Origin of the sequence: Microbacterium oxydans (genome assembly GCF_000956525.1) — a bacterium.
Lineage (GTDB): Bacteria > Actinomycetota > Actinomycetes > Actinomycetales > Microbacteriaceae > Microbacterium > Microbacterium oxydans_A.
The window spans coordinates 62,442-89,081 of sequence record NZ_JYIW01000025.1 but is presented as its reverse complement, the minus strand read 5'-3'; the positions used below and the strand labels follow the sequence as shown (position 1 = coordinate 89,081).

The following is a 26,640-nucleotide window of genomic DNA, read 5'->3' as shown; positions in this document are numbered from 1 at the left end:
TGCGGAGCGCAGTCCTGCTCTCGTGCGGACGACCAGCCGTCTCGCGCTGACACCACAGTCGAGATCCGAATGAAAGGTTGCGCCCCACCATGCGCGAAGTCTTCCACCAGTCCCTCGAGGACCTGCAGTCCCGCCTCGTGGAGCTCGCCGACCTCGTCACCGACGCGATCGACAAAGCGACCCGAGCCTTCGCGACCAGCGACGTCGCCCTGGCAGAGGAGGTCATCGCCGACGACGCCAAGATCGACGCACTGGCCATCACCCTCGACGAGCAGGCGATCGAGATCCTCGCCCGCCAGCAGCCGGTCGCCCGCGACCTGCGCATCGTCGTCACTGCACTGCGCGTGAGCGCCTCGATCGAGCGCATGGGCGACATGGCCGAGCACATCGCGCAGCTCGCCCGCCTCCGGTTCCCGGAGCGCGCCATCCCGAAGGGACTGAAGGGCACCTTCGTGAAGATGGGCGAGCTCGACGTGGAGATCTCCCGCACACTGTCCGAGCTGCTGCGCACCGGCGACCTCCGCTTCGCCGACACCATCCGCAACGCGGACGACGATGTCGACGAGCTGCACGCCACGGTCTTCGAGAAGGTGCTCAGCGACAACTGGAAGGGCGAGGCGACCGCGACGGTCGACGCCACGCTCGCCAGCCGGTACCACGAGCGCTTCGCCGACCACGCGGTCGCCGTCGCCAAGAAGATGGTCTACCTCGCGACCGGCGACTGGCAGGTCTCCGAAGCAGAGATCGCCCTCGCGGTCGAACAGCAGCAGGAGCTCGGTCACGCCTGACCGGCATCCGCGCTGCAGACACCCCTCTGCATGACGAAGCCCCTCCTGATCCGCATGGATCGGGAGGGGCTTCGTCGATGAGCGGCTTCGCCGCCTACTTCTTGCCCTGCGCTGCGACTGCCGCGGCGCCGGCTGCTGCGGCCTCCGGGTCGAGGTAGCGGCCGGGCCCGGTCGGGACGTTGTTCTCGTCGAGCTCGTACACCAGCGGGATACCGGTGGGGATGTTCAGCTCGGCGATGTCGTCGTCGCTGATGCCCTCGAGGTGCTTCACGAGTCCACGGAGCGAGTTGCCGTGCGCCGTGACGAGCACGGTCTTCCCGGCTTCGAGGTCGGGAACGATCGCGCTCTCCCAGTACGGGAGCAGCCGGTCGATCACGAGCTTGAGCGACTCGGTGCGGGGCACCTCGCCGTCGATGCCCGCGTAGCGCGGGTCGTTGACCTGGCTGAACTCGCTGTCGTCGTCGAGCACGGGCGGCGGCACATCGAAGGAACGGCGCCACAGCTGGAACTGCTCAGGGCCGAACTCTTCGAGCGTCTGCGCCTTGTCCTTGCCCTGGAGCGCACCGTAGTGGCGCTCGTTGAGGCGCCAGGAGCGCGTGACGGGGATCCACAGGCGGTCGGCCGCGTCGAGCGCGATGTTCGCGGTTTGGATCGCACGGCTCAGGAGGGAGGTGTGCAGCACATCCGGCAGCAGTCCGGACTCCGCCAGCAGCTCGCCGCCGCGGCGGGCCTCCGTGATGCCCTGCTCGTTCAGCCGGACGTCCACCCAGCCGGTGAACAGGTTCAGTTCGTTCCACTCGCTCCGGCCGTGGCGGAGCAGGATCAGGGTGCGCGTCGCAGTCATGCCGCCAGTTTATCCGCGTCGGTCCCGCCTTCGCGCCCCGGACGGTCGCTGACCGCAGCGAAGGGCTGGGAGGATTGACGCATGGCGTCTTCTCCCCTCGGTCGACCGACGCGAGGGACGACCGGCACCAACCGGCTGCGGCGCAACGACCGCTGGATCGCCGCGAGCCGCACGTTCCTCCGTGCGGCGGATCCGCTCGTCGTCGACCTCGGGTTCGGTGCCAGCGGTGTGACCGCGTTCGAACTCGCGGCGCGACTGCAGAGCGTGCGCGCGGATGCCGAGGTGCGCGGCCTCGAGATCGACCCGGCGCGCGTGGCGCTCGCGAAGGAACAGCTCGCCGATGTGCAGGCGGGACGCACCCCGTTCTCGCCGGAGCTGCAGGTGTCGTTCGCCCGCGGCGGCTTCGAGGTGCCACTCCCCGGCGCGCGGCGACCGGCGGTGATCCGAGCCATGAACGTGCTCCGGCAATATGACGAGGCCGACGTCGCGGATGCCTGGCGCACCATGTCGTCGAGGCTGGCGCCGGACGGACTGCTGGTCGAGGGCACCTGCGATGAGATCGGCCGTGTCTCCAGCTGGATCGACGTCGGACCCGACGGTCGCGCCCTGCGGTTCACGATCTCGTTGCGCCTGGCGGAGCTCGCACAGCCGAGCATCGTCGCCGAGCGGCTGCCCAAGGCGCTGATCCATCGGAACGTGCCAGGCGAGCGCATCCACTCGCTGCTCACCGATCTCGACCGGGAGTGGGAGCGAGCAGCACCGCTCTCGACGTTCGGCTCGACGCAGCGTTTCCTGGCCGCCGTGTCGGCGCTGCGCGCCCAGGGGTGGCCGGTGCAGGGCGGACGCACGCGGTGGCGGCTCGGAGAGCTGACGGTGCCGTGGGAGTCCGTGGCGCCGTTGCCCTGACGCGTCGCGCCGCGACGCGTCCAGTGCTCAGCGTCCGACGCTGCTGCCTCGCGGATCCGGAGCGACCGGGCGCCGAGACAGGCGGGTGATGCGCGGGATGTCGGCGGTCGCGCCCGCATCCGCCGGCACGATGACCTGCTGCGCAGCCGCGATGTCGACCCCGTCGTCTCGGACCACGAGGTCGCCGACCGGCGTGCGACGCGCGAGGATCGCGAGCGCGATCGGGCCGTCTTCATGATGCCGGGCGACCGACGTGATGTGGCCGACCTCGTCGTCGCCGACGAAGACGGGCGACCCGGGGGCGGGGAGCACTGCCTCGCTGCCGTCGAGCTGCAGCGCGGCGAGGCGGCGCGGCGGGTGACCGAGGTTGTGCACCTTCGCGACGGTCTCCTGACCGCGGTAGCAGCCCTTGCTCAGGTGCACTGCACTGCGGATCCAGTCGGATTCGTGTGGCAGCGAGCGATCATCGACCTCTGCCGCCCATCGAGGGCGCCAGGCCGCGATGCGAAGCGCCTCAGCCGCGAGCAGCCCTGCGACCGCTTCCGGTGCGACGGAGGCGGCGAGCGCATCGAGTGCCTCCATCGGCACGACGCCGACGCGCCAGGCGAGCGCCGCGCCGGGGTGATCGGAGACCTCGGCGTACTGGTGCCCGCCGATCGACACACGCTGCCAGGGGTCAGCCCAGACGAGCGGGACACCGTTCGGGGCGAGTGCTGCCGTGATCACGGTCTCGGCCGCCGATCCGCCGTCGACGAACCCGAGGAGCGAGAGCTCCGTCCGCAGGTCGACCGTCGCCTGGGTGCGGAACTTCATGCGGGTCAGCCACGTCGCGAGGCCGTCCGCGTCTGCCGCATCAGCGATCAGCCAGGTCGATGCGCCGTCATCGAGGACACCTGCCGCATGCTCGACGCGGCCCTGCGGGTCGAGCACGAGCAGCTCGGTGCTCTCGCCGGGGGCGAGCCGCCCGACGGACTGCGAGGTGATCGAATCCAGCCAGCTGAGCCGCTCGGGGCCCGCGACCTCGATCACACGTCGGTCGTCGAGCGGAACGAAGGCGGTGCCGGCAGCCAGGCGCCGCTGTTCGATGAAGGGCTCACCGAAGTGCGAGATCCCGTGCTCGTCGGCGACAGCTCCGCGGATGCCGGAGAACGCGCTCATGTCAGACCTTCGCCAGGCGCGCGGAGGCGTGCGAGCGGAGCGCCGTGCCGAGTGCGGCGATGTCCCACGCCCAGAGCAGGTGTCCGTCGACCAGACCGTACAGGCGCGTCGCCGCGCCGTACTCCTTCGCCCCGGCGCCGCGCACGATCGCGTCGGTGGAGATGTCGATCCGGGGCCCGTTGATCTCGCCGAGGTACAGCTCGAGCATCCCGTCGGCGTGTGCGATCGAGACCTCGATCGGGAAGCCGCCGCTCTCGGCGCGGAGCAGCTCGACGTCATCGACGGTTCGTGTGGTCGGCGTCGCCAGCGGGGGCAGCAGCCCGGGTCCTGCGTCCGTGTCGGCCGCAGGGCGGGCGAGGCGCCAGAAGCCGGTCTCCGCGATCAGCTGCTGCGGAACCGCATCCTCCTCGCCGAGGAGCGTCGCCGTGGCCGAGTAGTTCAGGAAGGGACCGCCGTCATGGCTGAAGCTCACGCGATGTGCGAACTCGCCCTGCACGCGATCGTCGCCGACCGGGAAGTCGAGCACACCAGTGCCCTCCCAGACGCCGATCAGCCACGAGAGCGGGACGATGTCGGCGGGGAGATCGGTCGGCAGGTCGAGCACGATCGGGCTCAGCGCTGGCCGCGGAACAGGTTGCGCAGCACCACAGCCGAGACGAAGACGATCGCCAGGCTCGCAAGGCCGAGCAGACCGATGAAGAAGATCTCGAGCGCCATGATGTCCATGACCTCCACATTACCCCGACGCGGGGCGGTGTCAGGCAGGAATCAGGGCGGCGAGACCGAATCCGACCGAGATCATCCCCATCAGCAGCAGGGCTCCGGTGACGCTCCCGGCGACGCGGAAGATGAAGCCCTGCGTTCGCCCGTACCAGAGCTGCACGGCGAACGACAGCAGAATCGTGCCGCCGAAAGCGACGAGCATCCAGGACACTCGCCACTCCTCGGGGACGAAGATCCCGACCGCGATGCTGGAGAGGAAGGCGACGACCCAGACGGCGATCACGCCGACGAAGGCGTTGCGCGGTGCGAGGGCTGGTTCCGACATGACTCCATTGTGACCCATCAGGTGCCGGTATCATGGCCCCACGGCATCGCCCGATGCAGGTGAGGAGTGCGCGTGGCCGAGATTCTGGTTCTGACGAACGCTCCGATCTCGGAGCCGGTGCTGCCCGCGCTCGAACTGCTCAGCCACCGCGTCCGCCAGATCCCGGCCGAACCGGCACAGCTCGTCAGTGCTCCGGAGTACGACATCGTGATCGTCGACGGCCGCCAGGATCTCGTCGGAGCGAAGTCCCTCTGCCGCCTGCTGCGCGCCACAGGGCAGGACGCGCCCCTGCTGCTCGTCGTCACGGAAGGCGGTATGAGCGCGCTCTCCGGCGACTGGGGCATCGACGATGTACTCCTCTCGACGGCGGGCCCCGCGGAGGCCGATGCCCGCGTGAGGCTCGCACTCGCCCGGCGTGACGAGGTCGCCGCGCCGACCCGCGTCCAGGCCTCCGGGGTCACGATCGACGAGCAGTCCTACTCGGCCAAGCTGCACGGGAAGCCGCTCGACCTGACGTATAAGGAGTTCCAGCTCCTGCACTTCCTGGCGACGCACCCGTCCAGGGTGTTCACGCGCGAGCAGCTGCTCAGCGAGGTGTGGGGGTACGACTACTTCGGCGGCACCCGCACGGTCGACGTGCACGTGCGGCGGTTGCGCGCGAAGCTCGGCGATGCCGACCAGATCATCGGCACCGTGCGGAACGTCGGCTACCGCTTCAACGTCTACGACGACGAGACGGTCGTCGCAACGCGCTGACGCGACGACCCCGTTCACGCGCACGACACCTGGCGGTGCTTAGATGTACCCCATGATCGATCCCGCACTCGCCGACGCAGGACTCGGTGACGCCGAAGACGACGACTTCGATGCCATCGAGTCGCCGGATGCCCTGCTCCCCGACCACCGCTACCTCGACCGCGAGCTCAGCTGGCTGGCGTTCAACCAGCGGGTGCTCGAGCTCGCCGAGGACCCGTCGCTGCCCGAACTCGAGCGGGCCAACTTCCTGGCGATCTTCGCGAGCAACCTCGACGAGTTCTTCATGGTGCGCGTCGCCGGACTGAAGCGCCGCATCGTGACCGGACTCGCTGTGCCGACGAACATCGGGCGCTCCCCCGCAGACGCCCTCACCGACATCTCCCGCGAGGCGCATGCCCTGCAGCTGCGTCACGCCGACGCCTGGACCTCGCTGGTCCGTCCGGCACTCGCCGATGCGGGCGTCGAGATCACCGCGTGGTCCGAGCTCACCGAGCCGGAGCGCGCCGCCCTGTCTGAGTACTTCCAGGCGCAGGTCTTCCCGGTGCTCATGCCGCTCGCGGTCGACCCGGCGCATCCGTTCCCCTACATCTCGGGACTCTCGCTGAACCTGGCGATCCGCATCCGCAACGCCCGCACCGGACGCCAGGAGTTCGCGCGCCTCAAGGTGCCGCCGATGCTGCCGCGCTTCGTCGAGGTGCCGGGTTCCGGCACGATCGTCCGCTACCTCAGCCTCGAGGAGCTGATCGCCAATCACCTGGGCGATCTGTTCCCCGGCATGGAGGTGCTCGACCACCACGCCTTCCGCCTCACCCGCAACGAGGACGTCGAGATCGAGGAGGATGAGAGCGAGAACCTCATCCAGGCACTCGAAGCCGAGCTGCTGCGTCGCCGTTTCGGCCCGCCGATCCGCCTCGAGATCACGGACGACATGGACGACGTGACGCTCGAGCTGCTCGTGAAGGAACTCGACATCACCGACCAGGAGACCTACCGCCTCCCCGGCCCGCTCGACCTGCGTGGGCTGTTCGCGCTGTCCCGCATCGATCGCCCCGACCTGCGCTACCCGCCGCACCTGCCGACCACGGCCGTCGCGTTCCAACCGGGCGACAGCAGCACGCGCGCCGACATGTTCAAGGCCATCCGCAAGGCCGATGTGCTGGTGCACCACCCGTACGAGTCGTTCACGACCAGCGTGCAGGCCTTCCTGGAGCAGGCCGCCCGCGATCCGCACGTGCTCGCCATCAAGCAGACCCTGTACCGCACCTCGGGCGACAGCCCCATCGTGCAGGCGCTGATCGACGCGGCGGAGGCCGGCAAGCAGGTGCTCGCGCTGGTCGAGGTCAAGGCGCGATTCGACGAGGCGAACAACATCGTCTGGGCGCGCAAGCTCGAGAAGGCCGGCGTGCACGTGGTCTACGGCCTCGTCGGTCTGAAGACCCACTGCAAGCTCGCGCTCGTGATCCGCGAGGAAGACGGCAAGCTGCAGCACTATTCGCACGTCGGCACCGGCAACTACAACCCGAAGACCAGTCGCATCTACGAGGACTTCGGCCTGTTCACCGCCGATGCGCAGGTCGGCAAGGACCTCACCCGTCTGTTCAACGAGCTCAGCGGCTACGCGATCGAGAAGAAGTTCAAGCGGCTGCTCGTCGCCCCCCTCCACCTGCGCAAGGGCCTGGTGCGTCAGATCGACGCGGAGCGGAAGAACGCGGAGGCGGGCAAACCGGCGCACATCCGCATCAAGGTGAACTCCATGGTCGACGAGGAGATCATCGACGCGCTCTATCGCGCGAGCGTCGCCGGCGTGAAGGTCGAGGTCTGGGTCCGCGGCATCTGCAGCCTGCGCACCGACCTCGACGGCATCAGCGACAACATCACCGTGCGCAGCATCCTCGGTCGATATCTCGAGCACTCGCGGATCTTCGCATTCGAGAACGGCGGCGACCCCCAGGTCTACATCGGCAGTGCCGACATGATGCACCGCAACCTCGACCGACGCGTCGAGGCCCTCGTCAGGGTGAACGACCCGGCGCACCTGCAGGAGCTGCAGGCCTTCTTCGATCTCGCGATGGATCCGGGGACCACGTCGTGGCACCTCGGTGCAGAGGGAGTCTGGGAGCGCCACGCCGAGGATGCCGAGGGGAACCCGCTCATCGACCTGCAGGATAAGACCATGGGGTTGATCCAGCGACGACGTCGCGCACGGTCGGTGCGATGACCGCGGCACAGACGACAGAGGCGCCGCGCGCAGGGTGGACCGACAAAGCGGTCTACGCCGCTGGCGCTGTCGTCTGGCGCCTGGTCGAGGGCAAGCTGAAGATCCTGCTGATCCATCGCACGAAGTACCGTGATGTGACGCTACCCAAGGGCAAGGTCGATCCAGGTGAGATGCTCGCGGAGACCGCGGTCCGCGAGGTGCACGAGGAGACCGGCATCCGCGTCTCGCTCGGTGTGCCCGTCGGCGTGAGCCGCTACGTGATGACTTCACGCAAGCAGAAGGTCGTGCATTACTGGGCGGCCGAAGCGACCGAGGACGCCATCCGCGAATCGACCTTCCTGCCGAATCGCGAGATCGCCGCGCTCGAATGGGTGAGTGTCAAGCAGGCACGAGCCCGCCTCAGCTACCCCGTCGACCTCGAGATCATCGACTTCTTCTCGAACCTCGTCGACGACGGTGTGCTCCAGACCTTCCCGGTGGTCGTGCTCCGCCACGCGAAGGCGCTCCCGCGCTCCGAGTGGGACGGCCCCGATGCAGGGCGCCCCCTCACCGAACGCGGGAAGAAGCAGGCGAAATCGATCGTCGGCCCGCTGCAGGCCTTCGGCATCCGCAAGATCGTCACGAGCGACGCGGTTCGGTGCGTCTCCACCGTCCGCCCGCTCGCGAAAGCGCTCGGCCGGAAGGTGGTCGAGACGGCGCGGATCAGTCAGGATGCCTGGGAGAACGGCGACGACGACCTCCGCGCGGTCATCGGACACCGGGTGCGCTCGCTCAAGCCCGCCGTGGTCTGCAGCCACGGCCCGGTGCTGCCAGGACTCCTCTCGGAGATCGCCCTCGCGACCGGCACGATCCAGGGCTCGTACCTGAGCAGCGCGGCCGATCTGGAACCGGCGGCGTTCTCGGTCGTGCACCTCTCGGCGACGAACCCCGGCTCGGGGATCATCGCGATCGAGACGCACATCCCGAAGGTCTGACGCTTCGACAGGCTCAGCGACCCAGTCCTTGGGCAGCGGACCCAGGTTCGCGGACAGCGACCCAGTCTGCGAGCAAGCGACGTGGTCGTCGTCGGCGACCACGCCTTGTGCCGCCTGGGCACGCCCCCAGAGCGTCGTCGGTCGTTCACCTTCCGTTCACCTGCGCGGGAGAGTCTCGTTAACCGCCGCGCATAGCGTCACTGTGTGCCCTGCACCGGGCCTCAACCTCATCCACGATCGAACGGATCCACAGTGAAGATCTCCCGAATCGCTCGCATCGGCGCCATCGGCGCCATCGCCGCTCTTGCACTCGCCGGTTGTGCCGCGAACGAAGGCGGCACCGCTTCTTCCGACGCCCCCACCTCCGACTCGGCCGCCGTCAGCGGCTCGCTGGTCGGCGCGGGCGCCTCCTCGCAGCAGGTCGCCATCCAGGCATGGACGGCCGAGTTCCAGAAGACCAACCCCGACGCACAGGTCGAGTACGACCCGCAGGGTTCCGGCGGTGGCCGCGAGTCCTTCCAGCAGGGCGCTGTGAACTTCGCCGGCTCCGACCGCGCGTTCAAGGCCGACGAGGTCGCAGCAGGCGGCTTCGGCGCCTGCACCGACGGCTCCGACATCGTCGAGATCCCCGCCTACGTCTCCCCGATCGCGATCGTGTTCTCGCTGGACGGCGTGGACGAGCTGAACCTCGACGCCGAGACCATCGCGTCGATCTTCGCCGGCAAGATCACGAACTGGAACGACCCCGCGATCGCCAAGGACAACCCCGACGCGAAGCTTCCCGACCTGGCGATCACGCCGGTCCACCGCTCCGACAAGTCGGGCACCACCGGCAACTTCACCGACTACCTCGCGCAGACCGCCGGCGACGTGTGGACCGCTGGCAGCGTCGAGGAGTGGCCGGCCGACCTCGCCGGCGAGTCGGCTGAAAAGACCTCGGGTGTCGCGAACGCCGTCAAGGGCGGACAGGGCCTCATCGGCTACATCGACTCCTCGCAGGCCGCCGACTTCTCGGCCGTCAACGTCAAGGTCGGCGACACGTTCGTCGCACACTCCGCCGAGGGCGCTGCTGCGACCCTCGACGCCTCCAAGATCGAGGACGGCCGCACCGAGGGTGACCTCGCGTTCGCGATCGACCGCACGACGACCGCCGACGGCGCCTACCCGGTGCTCCTCGTCAGCTACCTCATCGGCTGCGCCGAGTACGAGGACGAGAACGTCGCCGCCCTGACCAAGGCCTTCTTCACCACGGCGATCAGCGCCGAGGGCCAGGACGCCGCGGCATCCAACGCCGGCAGCGCACCGATCTCCGACGACCTGCGCACGCAGGCTCAGGCTGCGATCGACCTCATCAAGTGATCATGCGACGGTCTCCGGGATGCTTCGGCATCCCGGAGACCGTCTGCTCGCGTCAGACACCCGATCTCCACTGAGCAGGAAGCAGCTCCCATGACAGCCACGACTGTGCCGGCGCAGACGCGCATCGCCGCGAAGAAGCGCGCCGGCGACATCTGGTTCTCCGGCACGGCGGTCGCCGCCGGATCCATGATCATGATCACGCTGGCCGCGGTCGCGATCTTCCTCGTCGTGCAGTCGATCCCGGCCTTCGCCGCGACTGCAGCAGACGCCTCGCTCCTCAAGACCAACTTCTGGGACTACGTCGGCCCGCTGCTGTTCGGCACGGTGTGGGCGGCCTTCCTCGCCCTCCTCCTGGCCGTGCCGCTGTCGCTCGGCGTGGCCCTCTTCATCACCCACTACGCACCGCGCCGACTCGCGCAGGGCCTCGGCTACGTCGTCGACCTGCTCGCCGCAGTGCCATCGGTCGTCTTCGGCCTCTGGGGCATCCTCGTACTGGCGCCCGCAGTGCAGCCGATCTACGCCTGGCTGAACACGAACGCCGGCTGGATCCCCTTCTTCGGCGGAGTCGTCTCCCCCACCGGTCGCACGATCCTCACCGCAGCCATGGTGCTCGCGGTCATGGTCGTGCCGATCATCACCGCGATCTGCCGCGAGATCTTCCTGCAGACGCCGGTCCTCCACGAAGAGGCGGCGCTCGCACTCGGCGCCACCCGCTGGGAGATGGTGCGGATGGCCGTCCTGCCGTTCGGCCGCTCCGGCATCGTCTCGGCGTCGATGCTCGGCCTCGGCCGCGCACTCGGCGAGACCATGGCCGTCGCGATGGTCCTCTCGGTCAGCAAAGCCGTCACCTTCGAACTGCTCACCTCCACGAACCCCTCGACGATCGCCGCGAACATCGCGCTGACGTTCCCAGAGGCCTACCAGGTCAACATCAACATCCTCATCGCGACCGGTCTGATCCTGTTCGTCGTGACGTTCGCGGTCAACGCGCTCGCACGCTGGTTCGTGAACCGCCGCAAGGAATTCTCGGGAGCGAACTGACATGACCGTGACCGCCCCCGAAACGTCGCGCGCCGCTGTGGCATCGCGCCCTGCAGTCTCTCTCAGCTCGGGTCACCTGCCGCGCTGGGCACCCTGGGCACTGCTCGGTGTCGCCTTCCTGGTGGGCGCCGCACCGTTCGCCGTGCAGGCGATGGCATCCGGTGCCGAGCTCAACATCGCCGGCTCCGTGATCCTCGGCGCCGTCGTCTACCTCGTCCTGATCTACGTCATCTCGCGGATCATCGAAGGATCCCGCAAGGCGGTCGACCGCCTCGTGACCGGCGTGGTCACGGTCGCCTTCGCGATCGCGATGGTGCCACTCGTCTCCGTCGCGGTCACCGTGGTCGCGACCGGCGTCGCCCGCTTCGACGGCCTGTTCTTCTCCTCGTCGATGCGCGGAGTCCTGGGCGAAGGCGGCGGAGCGCTGCACGCCATCATCGGCACGCTGCTCGTCACGCTCGCCGCAGCCGTGATCTCGATCCCGATCGGTCTGATGACCGCCGTCTACCTGGTCGAGTACGGGAAGAACGGCCGGATGGCGCGCACGATCACCTTCCTGGTCGACGTGATGACCGGCATCCCCTCGATCGTCGCCGGCCTCTTCGCCTACGCCCTCTTCGCGCTCATCTTCGGACCAGGCGTCAGAATGGGCATCGCCGGCTCGGTCGCCCTCGCCGTGCTCATGATCCCCGTGGTCGTGCGTTCGAGCGAGGAGATGCTCCGTCTCGTCCCGAACGAGCTGCGCGAAGCCGCATACGCGCTCGGAGTGCCGAAGTGGCTGACCATCGTCAAGGTGGTGCTCCCGACATCGATCGCCGGCATCACGACCGGTGTGATGCTCGCGATCTCGCGTGTGATCGGCGAGACCGCGCCACTGCTGCTCACCGCAGGATTCACCGACGCCATGAACTACAACCTGTTCAGCGGCCGCATGCAGACCCTCCCGGTGTTCACCTACTCGCAGTACGCCTACCAGGGCATTCCCGCAGAGGCATACGTGGAACGCGCCTGGGCGGCCGCACTGACCCTCATCATCATCGTCATGGTGCTCAACCTGGTCGCGCGACTCGTCGCGAAGATCTTCGCACCCAAGACCGGCCGCTGAGCCGCAGACCCGAGAAGCAAGGAACTGCAGTGTCCAAGAGCATCGAAGTCAACGATCTGAACGTCTACTACAGCGATTTCCTCGCGGTGGAAGGTGTCTCCCTCAACATCGAGCCCCGCAGCGTCACGGCCTTCATCGGCCCGTCCGGCTGCGGCAAGTCGACCTTCCTGCGCACGCTGAACCGCATGCACGAGGTCATCCCCGGCGCGCGCGTCGAGGGCAAGGTGCTGCTCGACGGCGACGACCTCTACGGTCCGTCGGTCGACCCCGTGACGGTGCGCCGTCAGGTCGGCATGGTGTTCCAGCGTCCGAACCCGTTCCCGACGATGTCGATCCGCGAGAACGTGCTCGCCGGGGTGAAGCTGAACAACAAGCGCATCTCGAAGTCCGACGCGGATGCGCTGGTCGAGAAGTCGCTCCAGGGCGCGAACCTCTGGAACGAGGTCAAGGACCGTCTCGAGAAGCCGGGTTCCGGCCTCTCCGGTGGCCAGCAGCAGCGTCTCTGCATCGCCCGCGCGATCGCGGTCTCACCCGACGTGCTCCTGATGGACGAGCCCTGCTCGGCCCTCGACCCGATCTCGACCTACGCGATCGAAGAGCTGATCGGCGAGCTCAAGACCGAGTACACGATCGTCATCGTGACGCACAACATGCAGCAGGCGTCGCGTGTGTCCGACCGCACCGCGTTCTTCAACATCGCCGGCACCGGCAAGCCCGGCAAGCTCATCGAGTACGACGACACCACGTCGATCTTCACGACGCCGTCCGTGCAGGCCACAGAGGACTACGTCTCCGGCCGCTTCGGTTGAGCTGAGACACAGTGCGACAGGGCTCGGAGCTTCGGCTCCGGGCCCTTCGTGCGTCAGTCGCGCGGTGAGAGCAGGTATCGGTTGAGCTCATCGGTGAGCGCGTGGTCGACCGGCAGCTCATGTCCGTCGATCGCGGTGACGGCCGCAGCGAGTCGCACGCTCGACACGAGCCAGGCGGCGTCGGCGCGGGGCAGATCGGATGCCGGGATGCGGTCGTACCCGGTCTCGAGGCCGCGCGTCGCGAGGTACTCGTACATGCTGAGCTGCGTCGTGCCGTGCAGGATGCCGCCGTTCGGCGCCGGCGTCACGAAGCGGTCGCCGAAGCGGAGGATGAGGGATGCCGTCGGAGCTTCGAGCACGAAGCCGTCGCTCGACAGGAAGATCGCGTCGTCGGCATCCCTGCGGTGCGCTTCGCGCAGCGCCGCCATGTTCACCGCGTACGACAACGTCTTCGCCCCGAGCAGCAGCCAGGGCGCTCGTTCCGCCGCGCCCAGGTCGTACCCGCGGTCGAGGGTGACGACGCGGATCCCACGCTGACGCACCGCAGAGAAGTCGGGGGCGGGCGCGGCGGTGACCCACGCGGTGGGTGTCGGACCGTGCTCGATGCCTCGGCTGAGGATCAGCTTGATGACGGCCTCGCCCTTCCCGCATCCGGCTGCCGCCTGGTCGATCGCCTGATGCCACTGCTGCGCGTTCGGCTCGGGAAGATCGCACAGACGCGCGGAATGCGCCAGACGATCCAGATGCGGCACGACCTCCTGCGCGTGCCCGTCGACCACGCCGATCGACTCGAAGACGCCGTCGCCGCGCTGCGTGCTCAGCTCGCCGACACTCAGCGCCGGAGCTGCGGCATCGACCAGCGTGAAGGTGTCCGCATAGTCGTCGCGGGTCTCATCCGCGGCCACCGGATCGATCATCAGTGCGAAGCGCTGGGTCATGCTCCGAGCCTAGACGCCGGGAATAGCCGGCGCGCCATCGCGTTACAATGGAGTGGCCGGGCCGCATAACCCCGGGCTCCATTTTTTGCCGCTCCGAGCGGCCTTCCGCCGAGAGGCGTTATTGCGGCCCGGTCTTCTCATGCCCGGGGTCCGCACGGCCAGAGCTTGCACGGCTGATCAGCGCTCAGACGAGGGTTCCAGCTCGCCACAGCGCCGATGCGGCCGAGAGGTCCTGCGCGTAGCTGCTGAGCCGCAGCGCCCGTGTGGTCAGCTCACTGGCCCGCTCCGGCTCGGTGGGCTCGTAGTCGTCGGCCGTGTGCGTGGCACCGGAGGCCTGCACGCGGCAGAACGCCGCGGCACGCTCGAGCGCGACCGCGAAGTCGCCACGGAACGCGCCGCGGAGGATCGTGTCGATCAGTGCCTCCAGCTCGTCCGGGCTGACCGGAACGGGCGCTCCCGCGATCGCAGCATCCGCCGACGGCAGCTCGATGCGCCCACGCTCGTACAGCAGCGCCGCCGTGCGGGCGTCGGAATGGATCGCCAACTGCAGCAGATAGAGCCGCCACAGCGCACCGGGCAGGGTGTGCGGCAGCGCCTTGGACCACAGCTCGGCGATCTCGTCGATACCGTGCTCAGCGGTGAAGGCCACGAGGCGGTCAGCGCTCACGCCGCTCTCATCGGCGCGGACCCTGGCCAGCAGAGCGGATGCGGTCGCGTGCGCGATGCGCGTCTCCTCTGCCGGGTCATGCGAGCCGACGATGTTGTCGAAGGAACTCGATGGCCGGTGGATGGGGCGGTGATGCTGCTCGGGCATCGAACCAGGCTACCCGCGATCCACTCGCCCGGGTGTCGGAGTGCTCAGGCCGTGGGGATCACGATGAACGGGTCGGAGGTCGGGGCACCCGATGGGGAGCCGCCTGCCTGCTCGACCGTGACCGCGATGACGTCGCCTTCATGCATGTCGCCGGCCAGCACCGCCGTCGCATCGCCGCCTTCGGTGTCGAACACACCGGCCGACACAGGTGCGTCACCGCGCACGAACCACAGTTCGTATGTCTCTCCGTCTGCTGCCGACGGGATGCCATCGGTCACGAGCACCGCGGTCCCGACGGATGCCGACCAGTGCGCGGTCGCCGTGCCGCCGTCGTCGAGCGTCACCGACGCCTCCTGGGCGTCGTCCGCCGACTGGATCTGCTCGAGCGCCACAACGGATGCCGGGCGGTTCAAGTACGTGTTGAGTGTCGCTGCACCGATGCCGACGCCCACGACGAGCGCGAGGCACGCGGCCAGGGCGAGCAGCGACCGCGACCAGCGGCGCGGCGCGCGCACGAGTGCCGGCGCGACATCCGGAACGACACTGTCATCCAGCGGAGCCGCGGAGCGGTCGTCGACCGGGTGCTGCGGGGTGACGGCGATCTGCGCGAGCAGAGCGGATCGGATGTGAGCTGGTGGCGCCACCGACATCGCGTTCATGGCGAGCACTCCTGCCGTCTCCACGTCGTCGTCGACGAGGTCAGCCCACTCGGGGTGGGCGGCGAGTGCGTCGCGGAAGCGGCGCTCCTCGACGGGCGACAGCGCGTTCAGGGCGGCGCCGGCCGCGAGTTCCGCGAACTCTGCTTCGTTCATGCTGTCACCCCCATGGCTGTCCGGAGACGGGTCAACCCGTCTCTCATCCGTGTCTTGATCGTTCCCAATGGTGCTCCTACGAGCACCGATATCTCGTTCTGGCTGTAACCGCCGTAATACGCGAGGACGAGCGCTTCGCGCTGCACCTCAGGAAGACCCGAGAGCGCATCCACGACCTTCTCACCGTCGATGCCCAGTTCCACCTGTTCGGCGACACTGTCATGCGCCACTCCGATGTCTCTGAGACCAGCCTTCACATCACGATCTGCGCTCGACTGCGACGCACGCACCCGATCCACGGCCCGACGATGTGCGATGGTCATCACCCATGTCCGTCCTTGGCCCTTGTTCGGAGCGAAGCGCGAAGCGGATTGCCAGATCTCGAGAAAAACCTCCTGCAGGACCTCTTCGCTCTGCGAACGGTTCACGAGCACGCGCAGGATGAGACCGAACGCCCGGGAGGAGAGCGTGTCGTAGAGCTCCGCGAAGGCCTGCTGATCACCTGCGGCGACGCGCACGAGCAGGTCTGCGACCGCGTCGCTTGCCGTGCCGTCTTCCGGCACGTCCATTCCATCGATGACCATCCTTCTAAGCATGCCGCATTCCTCGCCGATTCTCGCGCACGAAGCACCATCGTTATCGCGGGAATCGGATGGAGTCGGCGTCGGCAGCGGGCGTCCCGGATTCCGCTGATTTCCGTGGATCTCAAAAAAACTCTGCGATTTCTCCCATCCGATGTCAGCCGGGCTCCGAACAGCCGTCAACGCCACGGAAACGCCGAGGCAAAATCATCCGGAGGTTCGAGATGTTCAGCACCAAGAAGAAGGTCACCGCAGCCCTTACCCTCACGCTGGCGAGCGCATTCCTGCTCTCCGCATGTTCGATGGGTTCCACTGCGAGCGACGAGACGACCGCACCGTCGAAGGCACCCGAGACGTCGGAGTCGACGCCTGACACGATGGACCCGGCCGCGAACCTCGTCGGCCCCGGCTGCGCCGCATACGCCGATGCAGTGCCGGATGGCTCCGGTTCGGTCGCCGGCATGGCCGCTGACCCGGTCGCGGTCGCCGCATCCAACAACCCGCTCCTCAAGACGCTGACGGCCGCGGTGAGCGGACAGCTCAACCCCGACGTCAACCTCGTCGACACCCTGAACGGCAGCGAGTTCACCGTCTTCGCACCGGTCGACGACGCATTCGCGAAGATCGACCCCGCGACCATCGAGGCACTCAAGACCGACAGCGCAACGCTGAGCTCGATCCTGACGTACCACGTGGTCCCCGGCCAGATCGCTCCGGATGACATCGACGGCACCCACACCACGGTGCAGGGCGCAGACCTGACCGTCACCGGCAGCGGCGACAACATCAAGGTCAACGACTCCGCCAACGTCATCTGCGGTGGCGTCATGACCGCCAACGCAACCGTGTACCTGATCGACTCGGTGCTGATGCCCCCGGCTGCGTAAGCAGCTCGGGTAGCCGGAATGGGACATCCGGCACTCGCCGAGGAGGGACTCTCGGCTCCCACATCCCTCTCGTAGGTTGGGAGGCCTGCGGGAGGGGATGAAGGGGCCCCGGTGACACTGTCACCGGGGCCCCTTCTGTGCGCCCTAGACTGGTCATGCGGGCCTCTAGCTCAGTTGGCAGAGCATCGGACTTTTAATCCGCGGGTCGTGGGTTCGAGCCCCACGGGGCCCACCGCATCAGGGATCACGCCGTAGCATCCGTCACGCCATCCGGCCACCCCCTTCACTCCCCCACCGTCCTGCGCGAGGGTCGAGTTGTACCGGAGAACCCGGACGACTCCCCCACGGAAGGACGGATCATGACGAACCTCAACAGCCGCGTGGCATTTCTCGCGACAGACGGATTCGAGGACAGCGAGCTGACCAGCCCCTGGGAAGCCGTGACCGCAGCAGGCGCGAGCGCGACGCTCGTGGCCCCTGAGGGCGCAGCGATCACCGGCAAGAACGGTCACGAGCAGAAGGTCGACCTCACCGCTGCCACGGCCAAGGCGGATGACTTCGAGGCCCTCGTCCTGCCAGGCGGCGTCGTGAACGCCGACCACCTGCGCCTCGACACGGACTCCATCGCGTTCGCGAAGGCATTCTTCGAGCAGCACAAGCCGGTCGGCGTGATCTGCCACGGCGCCTGGATCCTCATCGAGGCCGACGTCGTCGAGGACCGCACGCTCACGAGCTACCCCAGCCTCGCGACCGACCTGCGCAACGCCGGCGCCACCTGGGTGGACGAAGAGGTGGTGGTCGACCAAGGCCTCGTCTCCAGCCGCACCCCCGACGACCTGCCCGCGTTCAACGCGAAGCTGATCGAGGAGATCGGCGAGGGACAGCACGCGGGCCAGACCGCCTGACGCTGTTTCCCTGTCGACCGCTTCCGGTCGCAGTTGAGGCCGCCTCGCACCCGCGAAGGCGGCCTCTTCTGCGACCGGAGCGAGGCATCGGGCTCAGGCCGAGGCGCGCGCCCGGTGACGACGCACGGCCGCGCGATTCGCGCACCGCACCGAGCAGAACCGTTGCCGACCATTGCGGGTCACGTCCGCGACCACGTTCGTGCAAGGCGCGGCCTCGCATCGTCCGAGCCGGCTCATCCCCCGCGTCACGAGGTGCAGCGAGGTGCCGAGGCTGATGATCGCGCGCAGCACGAAGGGCAACGACTCGACGTCGTCCCGGTAGTGCAGGTGCCACCCCTCACCGTCGTGATTGGTGAGCCGCGGGTACGCCGCCGCGGTCGCGAGCTGCTCGTTCAGGAGCAGTGCCCTGGCATCGTGGTCGGGCTCGTCGACGATCCGGAGCCAGTCGTCGATCACCGCGCGGATCTGCGCATGGTCATCGGATGCCGGAGGGAACGTCATCGTCATGCCCATGTCGAGCGTGCGCTCCTCGATGCCGGCACGGTCGACCGGCCAATCGTTGGCGAGCGAGACGGCCAGCAGGACCGCGTACTCGCCGTAAGGGTTGAGATGCATAAGGGCATTACATCACGCTGAAGACATGACCGCTCCACAGACGCTCCCGCTCCCCCGCATCCCCGCGCACAGCCAGCCGCATGAGCACGCCTGGCTCATCGAATCACGCCACCGCACGAGCGAGGGCACACTGCTCTACGTCCGCTGCGTCGACTGCGGCAACCGCCGCCTGGATTCGCAGACGCACCCGCACCGCCCGCCGAGCGCCCTCAGCCGCGAGATCGGTGAGCCGCGCCGCGACTAGGCCGTCAACTCGATGAGCGTGCGAACGGTGCGGAGGTTGCGCGCTGTGCCCGCGACACCGAGCGCCCGATCGAGCACTGCCTTCGTGAGCTTCGTGGAGTGCACGCCGCCGGCACCGTAATCGATCCAGAGATCATCGCCACGCAGCGCCAGCCGCTCGCCCGGTCGCAATCGGTCCTCGAGTTGCTCGATCGCCCCGTCGGACGGCGTCGCCTCGAGGAACATCGCATGGACGAACTTCACGTCACCCTCCGGGAAGGGCTGCGCTGATTCCGAGCGCACGAGCTGGGCGTGAGTCCGATGGATCACCGGGGTGTCCACATCGAACTCCTTCGCGATCAGCATCCGCACCTGCGCGCACACCGCCGCCGCGTCACCCGGCTCATCGCAGATGATGTTGCCGCTCGCGATGTAGGTCAAGACACCCGTCAGCTCGGTCTCGGCAGCGAGCACCTCGCGGAGCCGGGCCATCGGCACGCGGTTGCGCCCGCTCACGTTCACAGCGCGCAGCAGCAGCGCACTGCCACTCATACGTGGGCGCTGTCGGTCAGCTCAGCGCCGGCGTGGGCGAGTTCAGCCAACGCCGCCTCGCTCGGCTCCGGCGCGACGCCGGCGATGAGATCCGTGAGGATGCGCACCCGCACACCGTGCGCGACCGCGTCCAGCGCCGTCGCACGCACGCAGTGGTCGGTGGCGATGCCCACGACATCGGCCTCGATGACCCCGGCTGCGGTGAGGATCGTCGCGACCGTGTCGCCGGCATCCGTCACACCCTCGAACATCGAGTACGCAGGCTTTCCCTGCCCCTTGCGCACGTGGTGCGTCACGGCATCCGTCACGAGCAGCGGGTCATAGTCCGCGCCGTCCGTGCCTGCGACGCAGTGGACCGGCCACGTGTCGACGAAGTCGGGGGCCTCAGCGAAATGGCCGCCGTTGTCGCCGTCAGCATCGTGCCAGTCGCGCGAGGCGACGATCACATCGTAGGCGTCGGCGTGCGCCACCAGAAACGATGACAGTGCGGATGCCACGGCGTCACCCCCGGTGACCGGAAGCGCACCGCCCTCGGTGAAATCGTTCTGCACGTCGACGACGAGAAGCGCTCTGCTCATGTCTCGAGCGTAGCCCCGGGAACGGGAAAGGCCCCGGCTGTCTTCACAACCGGGGCCTTCGGAGCCGCTTGTCAGAATCGAACTGACGACCTTCTCATTACGAGTGAGATGCTCTGCCGACTGAGCTAAAGCGGCGTGCGACGGGCGAACCGGCGCGATCACCGATATTACCCTGTCTCGCTCCCGCTCGCGAATCGAGCCGCCCTCAGCGGTACGGCCCGCGTGTCGTCACTCGCAGCGGAGACCGTCTTCCGGCACGACGTCATCGATCAAGAACGCCTCGACGGCTGTATCGACGCAGCTGTTGCCCTTGTTGTAGCCGGTGTGGCCTTCGCCGACGCGCGTGATGAGCACGCCTTCCTCCAGCTGATCGGCCAGCGCCTCGGACCACTCGTACGGCGTGGCAGGGTCGTTCGTCGTGCCGACCACGAGGATGGGACCTGCGCCCTCGGCCTTGATCTCGCCGCGCGTGCCGGTGGGCGGGTACGGCCAGACGGAGCAGGAGTCAGGGCCGTTCCAGTAGGGAGCGATCGTCGGTGCGCCCTCGGCGATCTTCGCCTGGCTCGCTGCTTCGGCAGCCGGGTCGTCTTCCACCGGGTAGTCCATGCAGTTGTACGCACGGAAGGCCTCGGAGGAGTTGTCGGCGTAGCTGTTGCCCTCGCGGCCGTTGTAGAAGTCCGCGAGGAGGAACATCGTGTCGGCATTCCCCTGCAGCGCCTCGTCGAGCCCCTGCGTGAGGTAGTCCCAGCTGTCTTGCGAGTACAGGGCCGCGATGATGCCGGTCATCATCGAATCGGCGCCGAGCTGACGCCCGTCGCCGCTCTGCAGCGGGGTGCGGTCGGCGCTCGCGAGCAGTGCGCCGAGGTCGGCCATGGCCTGATCGACCGTGCCGTTGAAGGGGCAGCTGCCGGAGTCGAGGCAGTTCTGCATGTACGCACGCAGGGCCGACTCGAAGCCGAGGGCCTGCGTGGCACCGACCTCGAGCCCGGGCACCGACGGATCGATCGCGCCGTCGAGCACGAGGCGTCCTGCCTTCTGCGGATACAGCTCGGCGTAGGTCGCGCCCAGGAACGTGCCGTAGGAGTAGCCGAGGTAGTTGAGCTTCGTGTCGCCGAGCACCGCGCGGATCAGGTCCATGTCGCGGGCTGCGTTGATCGTCGTGATGTACGGCAGGATGCCGCCGCTGTTCGCGTCGCACGCCTCGGCGAACGACTTGTGCGCTGCGAGCAGCTCGGCCTCCCACTCGGGGGTACCGCGCGGCGCCGCCGGGATGCCGTAGAGGTACTCGTCCATCTGCGCCGGGTCGTAACAGGTGACCGCGGTCGAGTCGCCGACTCCTCTGGGGTCGAACCCGATCACGTCGTAGTTCTCGATCAGGTCGGCGCCGACGGCGAAGTCGAGACTGTTCAGGATGAGGTCGACGCCGCTCGCGCCGGGACCACCAGGGTTCGTCAGCAGCGACCCGATGGCAGTGCCCTCTGCCTGGTGACGGACGACCGACAGCGTGATCTCGCCGGCTGCGGGGTTCTCCCAGTCGAGCGGAGCGGTCACGTCGGTGCAGTCGAAGCCGGTGCCGCACGTGGTCCACGCGAGCGTCTGCGAGTAGAACGGCAGAAGGTCGGCGTCGACGCCGTCGGTGTCCGGCGCCTTCGTCGCAGAGGGCTTCGGGTCGGTCTGCTCCGGGATCATCGCGTACAGACAGCCCGAGAGCGTGACGGATGCTGCGGCGAGACCAGCGACGACCGCGATGGCTCGGTGGAGACGGGATGTCGATCGGTTGTTCACGGTGTCCTCCCGCTCGTGATGGTCACGAGCAAGCTCTCCAGGGCGAGCAGCGGTGCGACGTTGCGCTCCAGCGACTGCCGGGTATCGGCAAGGTGGTCAAGTACGACAAGAGTACGGGTCTGCGGCCAGGCTGATGCGAGGGCGCTCAGTTCGCTCTGCAGTTCACGGTTGATCAGCTCGTCGTCTCGCCCGAACTGCAGCATGATGACGTCGCGGAACATCGACTGCAGATCGGTGAGCACCCGATCGATGCCGTCGCGCAGGCTCCGCGTCGCGCGTTTCTTCTGGTCGTCTTCGAGCGCCGAGAGCTGCGACCGAAGCGCTGGCGGCACCGCCTGCCCTTCGGCGATGCCGACCATGCGCAGCAGCGAGGCACGCTCCTGCGCATCGCGCTCGGCCGTCAGCGCCTTCGCGTCTTCCGTCGCAGCCTGGATGATGCGGCCGGCCACCTCGACAGCATCTCCGACGCCGCGGACGCCGATCACGGAGCGCAGCGTCTCGTCTCGCCGACGACGTGCGCTCTCGTCGGTCGCGAGCCGCTGAGCCATGCCGATGTGACGCTGCGAGTGCCGTGCGGCCTGCTCGGCGACGCGCTCGTCGACGCCGGTGCGCAGGCTGATCAGCCGCGCCACGTCGGCGACATCGGGCTCGCGCAGGCGGAGGGAGCGGACGCGAGAACGGATCGTGGGCAGAAGGTCGGCCTCGCTCGGAGCGCAGAGGATCCAGACGGTCTGCTCCGGGGGTTCCTCCAGTGCTTTCAGCAGCACGTTCGATGTGCGCTCGACCATGCGATCGGCATCTTCGACCACGATCACGCGGTAGCGCCCGGCGGATGGAGCGAAATACGACCGTTCGACCAGGGCTCGGGCCTCGGCGATCGTGATGATGACCTTGTCGGTGCGCAGCGCCGTGACGTCGGGATGCGTGCCGGCGAGCACCTGGCGCATCGCGGCCTCGTCGTCGGGGCGATCAGCGACCAGCGCCGCGGCGAACGCGTACGCGAGCGTGGATCGACCGGAACCGGGCGGCCCGGTGATCAGCCAGGCGTGGGAGAGCGCCGCAGGATCACGCGCCGCATCGCGGAGCGTCTCGACAGCGGCGTCCTGCCCCCAGACATCGCCCCACGGAAACGGAGCGGCGACAGTCTGAGGCATGACCTCAGCCTAATCGGGAGCACCGACGCCCGCTCGCGGCCCGGAGTGACGCTCGGTCGCAGGGGGCGCAGATGGCCCCGTCCGTCGGTGTGAGGCGGCAGTAAGCGTCACCTGCTCGCCGGGAGGAGGCGCGGATGGCCGCATCCGATCGTGCGAAGCGGCCGTTCGCGACACCTGCGCCGAGACGCAGAGCCCTCCGCGGACGCGGCACCTGCTGTGTGGTCGGGCCGGGCTGCGAGCGAGGCCGGGCCGAGGCTCAGCGGGACGCGAGCAGCGCGGCGACGCGGGCGCGAATGAGCTCCGCGATCTCGTCGACGGATGCTGCGGCGTCGAGCACGAGGAAGCGCTCGGGTTCTGCGGCGGCGAGTTCGAGGAACGCGTCGCGGACGCGCCCATGGAACTCGGCCTTCTCGGCCTCGAGCCGGTCGAACGGCTTGTCGTCGGAATCCAGTCTGGTGCGGGCTGCGGCCGGATCGAGGTCGAGCAGCACCGTGAGATCGGGGAGCGCACCCTCGGCTGCCCACAGCGACAGGTCGCGGATCTCGGTGGCATCCAGCACACGGCCGGCGCCCTGGTAGGCGACGGAGGAATCCAGATACCGGTCCTGCAGCACGATGTCGCCGCGCTCGAGCGCCGGCCGCACCACGGTCGCGACGTGGTGAGCGCGGTCAGCCGCGTACAGCAGCGCCTCAGCGCGCGGCGCGATGTCGCCGCGGTGATGCAGCACGATGTCGCGGATCAGCTGCCCCACCTCGGAGCCGCCGGGTTCACGCGTGCGGACGACGGTGTGCCCGGCATCCTGCAACCAGGCCGACAGCAGGTTCGACTGCGTGGTCTTGCCCGAGCCGTCGCCGCCTTCGAGTGTGATCCACACGCCCGAACCTGCGGTCACGAGTCCGCCTTCTGCGATGCCTTCGCCGCCGCATTCGCCGCACGAGTGGCCGCGGCCTTCTTCGCCGCCGCCGACCGCGCAGCCGACTTCGCCGCATCAGTCGGAGCCTTGGCGGCAGCCGTCTTCTTCGCAGGAGCCTTCTTGGCAGCGGGCTTCTTGGCCGGTGCCTTCTTCGCCGGTGCCTTCTTCGCCGGTGCCTTCTTCGCGGCTGCGCCACGTGCACCGCGCTTCGGAGCCGGACCCTTGGCACGCTTGTCTGCGAGCATCTGCACGGCGATCTCGAACGTGATGTCCTCGACCTTCTGACCGCGCGGGATGGTCACGTTCGTCTCGCCGTCGGTCACGTAGGCGCCGAAGCGTCCGTCGCGGATGCGGATCGGCTTACCGCTGACCGGGTCGGCCTCGAACTCGGCGAGCGCGCTCGATGCGCGGCGGGCACCGTACTTCGGCTGGGCGTAGATCTCGAGCGCCTGCTCGAGCGTCACGTCGAAGATCTGCGACTCGCTCTCGAGCGATCGGGAGTCCGCACCCTTCTTCAGGTACGGACCGAAACGACCATTCTGCGCGGTGATCTCCTCGCCCGACTCGGGGTCGGCGCCGACGACACGGGGCAGGTTGAGCAGCTGCAGTGCGGTGTCGAGCTCGATCGTGTCGACGGACATCGAACGGAACAGCGAACCGGTGCGGGGCTTGGGCGCCACGACCTTCTTCGCCCCTCGCTTGGGCTTGGGCGCCTCGACGACCTCACCGGTGCTGGTGTCGACGTCGGCGTCCTCGGATACCGGGTCGTTCTCCTGCACGTAGGGTCCGAAGCGACCGTCCTTGACGACGATGATCTTGCCGTTCTCGGGGTTCTCGCCGAGCACGCGGTCGCCGGCGACCGGCGCATCGATGAGCTCCTGCGCCTTGGCCGAGGTCAACTCGTCGGGGGCCAGGTCTTCCGGGACGTTGACGATGCGTGGCTTGGCCTCGGGGTTCTCGGGGTCGGCGACCTCGAGATACGGACCGTACTTGCCGAACCGCAGGGTCGCCGTGTCGGTGATCGGTGTCGAGTTGAGGGCGCGCGCATCGATCTCGCCGAGGTTGTCGACGACTTGCCGCAGACCCACATGATCATCGGACCCGAAGTAGAAGGACTTCAGCCACTCGACACGGTTCTGCTCGCCGCGGGCGATGGTGTCGAGATCGTCTTCGAGCGCCGCGGTGAAGTCGTAGTCGACGAGGTCGGCGAAGTGCTCCTCGAGCAGACGGACCACGCTGAACGCGAGCCACGTGGGCACGAGCGCCTGGCCGCGCTTGACGGCGTAGCCGCGGTCGAGGATCGTCTCGGGGATCGAAGCGAACGTGGACGGCCGCCCGATGCCCTTCTCCTCGAGCACCTTCACGAGGGACGCCTCGGTGTATCGCGGCTTCGGCGTGGTGCGGTGGCCCTTGGCCTCGGCATCCGACACTGCGAGCTCGTCGCCGACGGCGACCGCCGGCAGCGACTGGTTCTCGGCGGCATCCGCGTCGCCGCGCTTCTCGTCGCGGCCCTCTTCGTACGCCTCGAGGAAGCCCTTGAAGGTGTAGACGGTTCCGGATGCCGTGAACTCCGCCTTCTTCCCGCCGGCATCGACCGCGATCGTGACCGTCGTGGTCTCGTACTTCGCGTCGGACATCTGGCTGGCGACCGTGCGCTTCCAGATCAGGTCGTAGAGGCGCTGCTCGTCGCGGTCCAGCTCGGACGACAGCGATGCGGGCGTGCGGAAGTTGTCGCCAGAGGGGCGGATCGCCTCGTGGGCCTCCTGCGCGTTCTTGCTCTTCGACTTGTACACGCGCGGCTTCAGCGGCACTGCGGCATCGCCGTAGAGTGCGACCGCCTGGCTCCGCGCCGCCTGCACCGCCTGGGTGCTCAGCGACGTGGAGTCGGTACGCATATAGGTGATGTAGCCCTTCTCGTACAGACGCTGGGCGACGCCCATGGCCTGCTTGGCTCCCATCGAGAGCTTGCGACCGGCCTCCTGCTGCATCGTGGAGGTCGTGAAGGGTGCGTATGGGCTGCGGGTTCCCGGCTTCGCCTCGACCTTGGTGACCGTGCCTGCGCCGACGGCGTCGACGGCCTCGGCGAGCGCTGCAGCGGTGGCCTCGTCGAGGATGACGACGGCCTTCTTGAGCTTTCCGTTGTCATCGAAGTCGGTGCCGCGAGCGAGCTGGCCACCGTCGACGCGGACGAGGCGGATCTTGAACGAGGTTCCGGTCGCCGCAGCTGCGGCGTCGACATCCCAGTATTCGGCAGACGTGAACGCCATGCGCTCGCGCTCCCGGTCGACGATGAGTCGGGTCGCGGCTGACTGCACACGTCCGGCCGAGATACCGGTCTTGACCTTGTACCAGAGCACAGGCGAGACATCCCAGCCGTACAGCCGGTCGAGGATACGCCGGGTCTCCTGCGCATCGACGAGGTCGTGATCGAGTTCGCGGGTGTTGCCGACCGCAGCCTGGATCGCATCCTTGGTGATCTCGTGGAAGACCATCCGCTTCACCGGGACCTTGGGCTTCAGCGTCTCGAGGAGGTGCCACGCGATGGCCTCGCCCTCGCGGTCCTCATCAGTGGCGAGCAGGAGCTCGTCGGCCGTCTTCAGCGCACGCTTGAGCTCGGCGACCGTCTTGGTCTTCCGATCCGACACGACGTAGTACGGGTCGAAGCCGTTGTCGATGTCGATCGAGTACTTCCCGTACGCCTGCTTGTCCTCGGCCGGGATGTCCTTCTTGTCGGCGAGATCACGGATGTGGCCGACGGAGCTGAGCACCTCGTAACCGTCGCCGAGGTATCCCTGAATAGACCGCATCTTCGTCGGGGACTCGACGATGACGAGCTTCTTGCCTTCAGCCAAGGGTGCGTCCTTTCTTCGAAGCACAC

The 26,640-nt window shown here is 68.1% G+C and carries 27 protein-coding genes and 2 tRNA genes; 13 read left to right on the top strand and 16 right to left on the bottom strand.

The window, feature by feature from the left end:
* Positions 1–89: 89 nt before the first annotated feature.
* Entirely contained in the window at positions 90–788 is a 699-nt protein-coding gene (gene phoU / locus RS83_RS10780) for a phosphate signaling complex protein PhoU (RefSeq protein ID WP_045279534.1), read from the top strand.
* Between the two features lie 94 nt (positions 789–882).
* Here phoU and RS83_RS10775 read toward each other — a convergent pair whose 3' ends face one another.
* Positions 883–1,632, bottom strand: coding sequence for a phosphoglyceromutase (locus RS83_RS10775; RefSeq protein WP_045279533.1), 750 nt, complete (start codon positions 1,630–1,632; stop codon positions 883–885).
* Between the two features lie 81 nt (positions 1,633–1,713).
* Between RS83_RS10775 and RS83_RS10770 the strand changes: the two genes are divergently transcribed.
* Complete coding sequence (locus tag RS83_RS10770) at positions 1,714–2,538, top strand: class I SAM-dependent methyltransferase (protein ID WP_045279532.1); 825 nt, start codon at positions 1,714–1,716, stop codon at positions 2,536–2,538.
* A gap of 27 nt (positions 2,539–2,565) precedes the next feature.
* Here the strand turns inward: RS83_RS10770 and RS83_RS10765 are convergent, their stop codons facing one another.
* The 3 genes from RS83_RS10765 to RS83_RS10750 all read right to left on the bottom strand — a co-directional run bounded on the left by RS83_RS10765 (position 2,566) and on the right by RS83_RS10750 (position 4,744).
* The gene (locus RS83_RS10765; protein ID WP_045279531.1) at positions 2,566–3,696 is read right to left on the bottom strand and encodes a YgfZ/GcvT domain-containing protein; all 1,131 of its coding nucleotides are present in this window, start codon (positions 3,694–3,696) and stop codon (positions 2,566–2,568) included.
* A 1-nt stretch (position 3,697) separates the two neighbouring features.
* Positions 3,698–4,300 (bottom strand): FABP family protein, encoded by a 603-nt coding sequence (locus tag RS83_RS10760; RefSeq protein WP_045279530.1) that lies wholly within the window; start codon positions 4,298–4,300, stop codon positions 3,698–3,700.
* A gap of 153 nt (positions 4,301–4,453) precedes the next feature.
* Entirely contained in the window at positions 4,454–4,744 is a 291-nt protein-coding gene (locus tag RS83_RS10750; protein ID WP_045279529.1) for a hypothetical protein, read from the bottom strand.
* Between the two features lie 72 nt (positions 4,745–4,816).
* Between RS83_RS10750 and RS83_RS10745 the strand changes: the two genes are divergently transcribed.
* The 7 genes from RS83_RS10745 (at position 4,817) to pstB (ending at position 13,006) form a co-directional block, all read left to right on the top strand.
* The gene (locus tag RS83_RS10745) at positions 4,817–5,500 is read left to right on the top strand and encodes a winged helix-turn-helix transcriptional regulator (RefSeq protein WP_045279528.1); all 684 of its coding nucleotides are present in this window, start codon (positions 4,817–4,819) and stop codon (positions 5,498–5,500) included.
* Between the two features lie 52 nt (positions 5,501–5,552).
* Positions 5,553–7,718, top strand: a complete 2,166-nt coding sequence (locus RS83_RS10740; RefSeq protein ID WP_045279833.1) for an RNA degradosome polyphosphate kinase — start codon at positions 5,553–5,555, stop codon at positions 7,716–7,718.
* Positions 7,715–8,692, top strand: coding sequence for an NUDIX hydrolase (locus tag RS83_RS10735; RefSeq protein ID WP_045279527.1), 978 nt, complete (start codon positions 7,715–7,717; stop codon positions 8,690–8,692). The genes RS83_RS10740 and RS83_RS10735 overlap by 4 nt, the downstream gene beginning before the upstream one ends.
* A gap of 252 nt (positions 8,693–8,944) precedes the next feature.
* The gene (gene pstS, locus RS83_RS10730; RefSeq protein ID WP_045279526.1) at positions 8,945–10,051 is read left to right on the top strand and encodes a phosphate ABC transporter substrate-binding protein PstS; all 1,107 of its coding nucleotides are present in this window, start codon (positions 8,945–8,947) and stop codon (positions 10,049–10,051) included.
* A gap of 90 nt (positions 10,052–10,141) precedes the next feature.
* Entirely contained in the window at positions 10,142–11,092 is a 951-nt protein-coding gene (gene pstC / locus RS83_RS10725) for a phosphate ABC transporter permease subunit PstC (RefSeq protein WP_045279525.1), read from the top strand.
* Position 11,093: 1 nt separating this feature from the next.
* Positions 11,094–12,197, top strand: coding sequence for a phosphate ABC transporter permease PstA (pstA, locus tag RS83_RS10720; protein ID WP_045279524.1), 1,104 nt, complete (start codon positions 11,094–11,096; stop codon positions 12,195–12,197).
* Positions 12,198–12,226: 29 nt separating this feature from the next.
* Positions 12,227–13,006, top strand: coding sequence for a phosphate ABC transporter ATP-binding protein PstB (gene pstB, locus RS83_RS10715; RefSeq protein WP_045279523.1), 780 nt, complete (start codon positions 12,227–12,229; stop codon positions 13,004–13,006).
* A 53-nt stretch (positions 13,007–13,059) separates the two neighbouring features.
* On the opposite strand, the gene RS83_RS10710 is transcribed toward pstB, so the two are convergent.
* The 4 genes from RS83_RS10710 to sigK form a co-directional block, all read right to left on the bottom strand.
* Complete coding sequence (locus RS83_RS10710; RefSeq protein WP_045279522.1) at positions 13,060–13,944, bottom strand: aminodeoxychorismate lyase; 885 nt, start codon at positions 13,942–13,944, stop codon at positions 13,060–13,062.
* 184 nt (positions 13,945–14,128) lie between these two features.
* Positions 14,129–14,758, bottom strand: coding sequence for a hypothetical protein (locus RS83_RS10705; protein ID WP_045279521.1), 630 nt, complete (start codon positions 14,756–14,758; stop codon positions 14,129–14,131).
* 44 nt (positions 14,759–14,802) lie between these two features.
* Complete coding sequence (locus RS83_RS10700) at positions 14,803–15,570, bottom strand: anti-sigma factor (protein ID WP_045279520.1); 768 nt, start codon at positions 15,568–15,570, stop codon at positions 14,803–14,805.
* Complete coding sequence (gene sigK / locus RS83_RS10695) at positions 15,567–16,166, bottom strand: ECF RNA polymerase sigma factor SigK (RefSeq protein ID WP_197072124.1); 600 nt, start codon at positions 16,164–16,166, stop codon at positions 15,567–15,569. The genes RS83_RS10700 and sigK overlap by 4 nt, the downstream gene beginning before the upstream one ends.
* A 209-nt stretch (positions 16,167–16,375) precedes the next feature.
* Here sigK and RS83_RS10690 point away from each other — a divergent pair, with 209 nt between their 5' ends.
* The 3 genes from RS83_RS10690 (at position 16,376) to RS83_RS10680 (ending at position 17,943) form a co-directional block, all read left to right on the top strand.
* Positions 16,376–17,038, top strand: a complete 663-nt coding sequence (locus RS83_RS10690) for a fasciclin domain-containing protein (RefSeq protein WP_045279518.1) — start codon at positions 16,376–16,378, stop codon at positions 17,036–17,038.
* 159 nt (positions 17,039–17,197) lie between these two features.
* A tRNA-Lys gene (locus RS83_RS10685) sits at positions 17,198–17,270 on the top strand.
* A 127-nt stretch (positions 17,271–17,397) separates the two neighbouring features.
* Positions 17,398–17,943 (top strand): type 1 glutamine amidotransferase domain-containing protein, encoded by a 546-nt coding sequence (locus RS83_RS10680; RefSeq protein WP_045279517.1) that lies wholly within the window; start codon positions 17,398–17,400, stop codon positions 17,941–17,943.
* 93 nt (positions 17,944–18,036) lie between these two features.
* On the opposite strand, the gene RS83_RS10675 is transcribed toward RS83_RS10680, so the two are convergent.
* The gene (locus RS83_RS10675) at positions 18,037–18,558 is read right to left on the bottom strand and encodes a CGNR zinc finger domain-containing protein (protein ID WP_045279516.1); all 522 of its coding nucleotides are present in this window, start codon (positions 18,556–18,558) and stop codon (positions 18,037–18,039) included.
* Positions 18,559–18,583: 25 nt separating this feature from the next.
* On the opposite strand from RS83_RS10675, the gene RS83_RS10670 reads away from it, so the two are divergent.
* Complete coding sequence (locus RS83_RS10670) at positions 18,584–18,802, top strand: hypothetical protein (RefSeq protein WP_045279515.1); 219 nt, start codon at positions 18,584–18,586, stop codon at positions 18,800–18,802.
* On the opposite strand, the gene RS83_RS10665 is transcribed toward RS83_RS10670, so the two are convergent.
* The 7 genes from RS83_RS10665 to topA all read right to left on the bottom strand — a co-directional run bounded on the left by RS83_RS10665 (position 18,799) and on the right by topA (position 26,614).
* Entirely contained in the window at positions 18,799–19,332 is a 534-nt protein-coding gene (locus RS83_RS10665; protein WP_045279514.1) for a DUF1697 domain-containing protein, read from the bottom strand. The two genes, RS83_RS10670 and RS83_RS10665, sit on opposite strands and share 4 nt — an antisense overlap.
* A complete protein-coding gene (locus tag RS83_RS10660; RefSeq protein ID WP_045279513.1) occupies positions 19,329–19,910 on the bottom strand; it encodes an isochorismatase family protein in 582 nt (193 codons plus the stop codon). Before RS83_RS10660 ends, RS83_RS10665 begins: the two co-directional genes overlap by 4 nt.
* Before the next feature lie 62 nt (positions 19,911–19,972).
* A tRNA-Thr gene (locus RS83_RS10655) sits at positions 19,973–20,045 on the bottom strand.
* Positions 20,046–20,138: 93 nt separating this feature from the next.
* On the bottom strand, positions 20,139–21,695 hold the full coding sequence (locus RS83_RS10650) for an alpha/beta hydrolase (protein ID WP_045279512.1): 1,557 nt from the start codon (positions 21,693–21,695) through the stop codon (positions 20,139–20,141).
* Positions 21,692–22,849: a DNA polymerase III subunit delta' gene (locus RS83_RS10645; RefSeq protein ID WP_045279511.1), complete on the bottom strand. Its 1,158-nt coding sequence runs from the start codon at positions 22,847–22,849 to the stop codon at positions 21,692–21,694. The genes RS83_RS10650 and RS83_RS10645 overlap by 4 nt, the downstream gene beginning before the upstream one ends.
* A 256-nt stretch (positions 22,850–23,105) precedes the next feature.
* On the bottom strand, positions 23,106–23,741 hold the full coding sequence (gene tmk, locus RS83_RS10640; RefSeq protein WP_045279510.1) for a dTMP kinase: 636 nt from the start codon (positions 23,739–23,741) through the stop codon (positions 23,106–23,108).
* Positions 23,738–26,614, bottom strand: coding sequence for a type I DNA topoisomerase (gene topA / locus RS83_RS10635; RefSeq protein ID WP_045279509.1), 2,877 nt, complete (start codon positions 26,612–26,614; stop codon positions 23,738–23,740). The genes tmk and topA overlap by 4 nt, the downstream gene beginning before the upstream one ends.
* Positions 26,615–26,640: the final 26 nt, after the last annotated feature.

Coding starts and splice junctions, on each gene's coding strand:
- RS83_RS10775 (WP_045279533.1), bottom strand. CDS start 1,632: ATGACTGCGACGCGCACCCTGATCCTGCTCCGCCACGGCCGGAGCGAG.
- RS83_RS10750 (WP_045279529.1), bottom strand. CDS start 4,744: ATGTCGGAACCAGCCCTCGCACCGCGCAACGCCTTCGTCGGCGTGATC.
- RS83_RS10735 (WP_045279527.1), top strand. CDS start 7,715: ATGACCGCGGCACAGACGACAGAGGCGCCGCGCGCAGGGTGGACCGAC.
- RS83_RS10675 (WP_045279516.1), bottom strand. CDS start 18,558: ATGCATCTCAACCCTTACGGCGAGTACGCGGTCCTGCTGGCCGTCTCG.
- RS83_RS10765 (WP_045279531.1), bottom strand. CDS start 3,696: ATGAGCGCGTTCTCCGGCATCCGCGGAGCTGTCGCCGACGAGCACGGG.
- RS83_RS10670 (WP_045279515.1), top strand. CDS start 18,584: ATGACCGCTCCACAGACGCTCCCGCTCCCCCGCATCCCCGCGCACAGC.
- RS83_RS10710 (WP_045279522.1), bottom strand. CDS start 13,944: ATGACCCAGCGCTTCGCACTGATGATCGATCCGGTGGCCGCGGATGAG.
- RS83_RS10770 (WP_045279532.1), top strand. CDS start 1,714: ATGGCGTCTTCTCCCCTCGGTCGACCGACGCGAGGGACGACCGGCACC.
- RS83_RS10740 (WP_045279833.1), top strand. CDS start 5,553: ATGATCGATCCCGCACTCGCCGACGCAGGACTCGGTGACGCCGAAGAC.
- RS83_RS10680 (WP_045279517.1), top strand. CDS start 17,398: ATGACGAACCTCAACAGCCGCGTGGCATTTCTCGCGACAGACGGATTC.
- pstA (WP_045279524.1), top strand. CDS start 11,094: ATGACCGTGACCGCCCCCGAAACGTCGCGCGCCGCTGTGGCATCGCGC.
- RS83_RS10645 (WP_045279511.1), bottom strand. CDS start 22,849: ATGCCTCAGACTGTCGCCGCTCCGTTTCCGTGGGGCGATGTCTGGGGG.
- sigK (WP_197072124.1), bottom strand. CDS start 16,166: ATGCTTAGAAGGATGGTCATCGATGGAATGGACGTGCCGGAAGACGGC.
- pstC (WP_045279525.1), top strand. CDS start 10,142: ATGACAGCCACGACTGTGCCGGCGCAGACGCGCATCGCCGCGAAGAAG.
- RS83_RS10665 (WP_045279514.1), bottom strand. CDS start 19,332: ATGAGTGGCAGTGCGCTGCTGCTGCGCGCTGTGAACGTGAGCGGGCGC.
- RS83_RS10660 (WP_045279513.1), bottom strand. CDS start 19,910: ATGAGCAGAGCGCTTCTCGTCGTCGACGTGCAGAACGATTTCACCGAG.
- phoU (WP_045279534.1), top strand. CDS start 90: ATGCGCGAAGTCTTCCACCAGTCCCTCGAGGACCTGCAGTCCCGCCTC.
- RS83_RS10700 (WP_045279520.1), bottom strand. CDS start 15,570: ATGAACGAAGCAGAGTTCGCGGAACTCGCGGCCGGCGCCGCCCTGAAC.
- RS83_RS10705 (WP_045279521.1), bottom strand. CDS start 14,758: ATGCCCGAGCAGCATCACCGCCCCATCCACCGGCCATCGAGTTCCTTC.
- RS83_RS10690 (WP_045279518.1), top strand. CDS start 16,376: ATGTTCAGCACCAAGAAGAAGGTCACCGCAGCCCTTACCCTCACGCTG.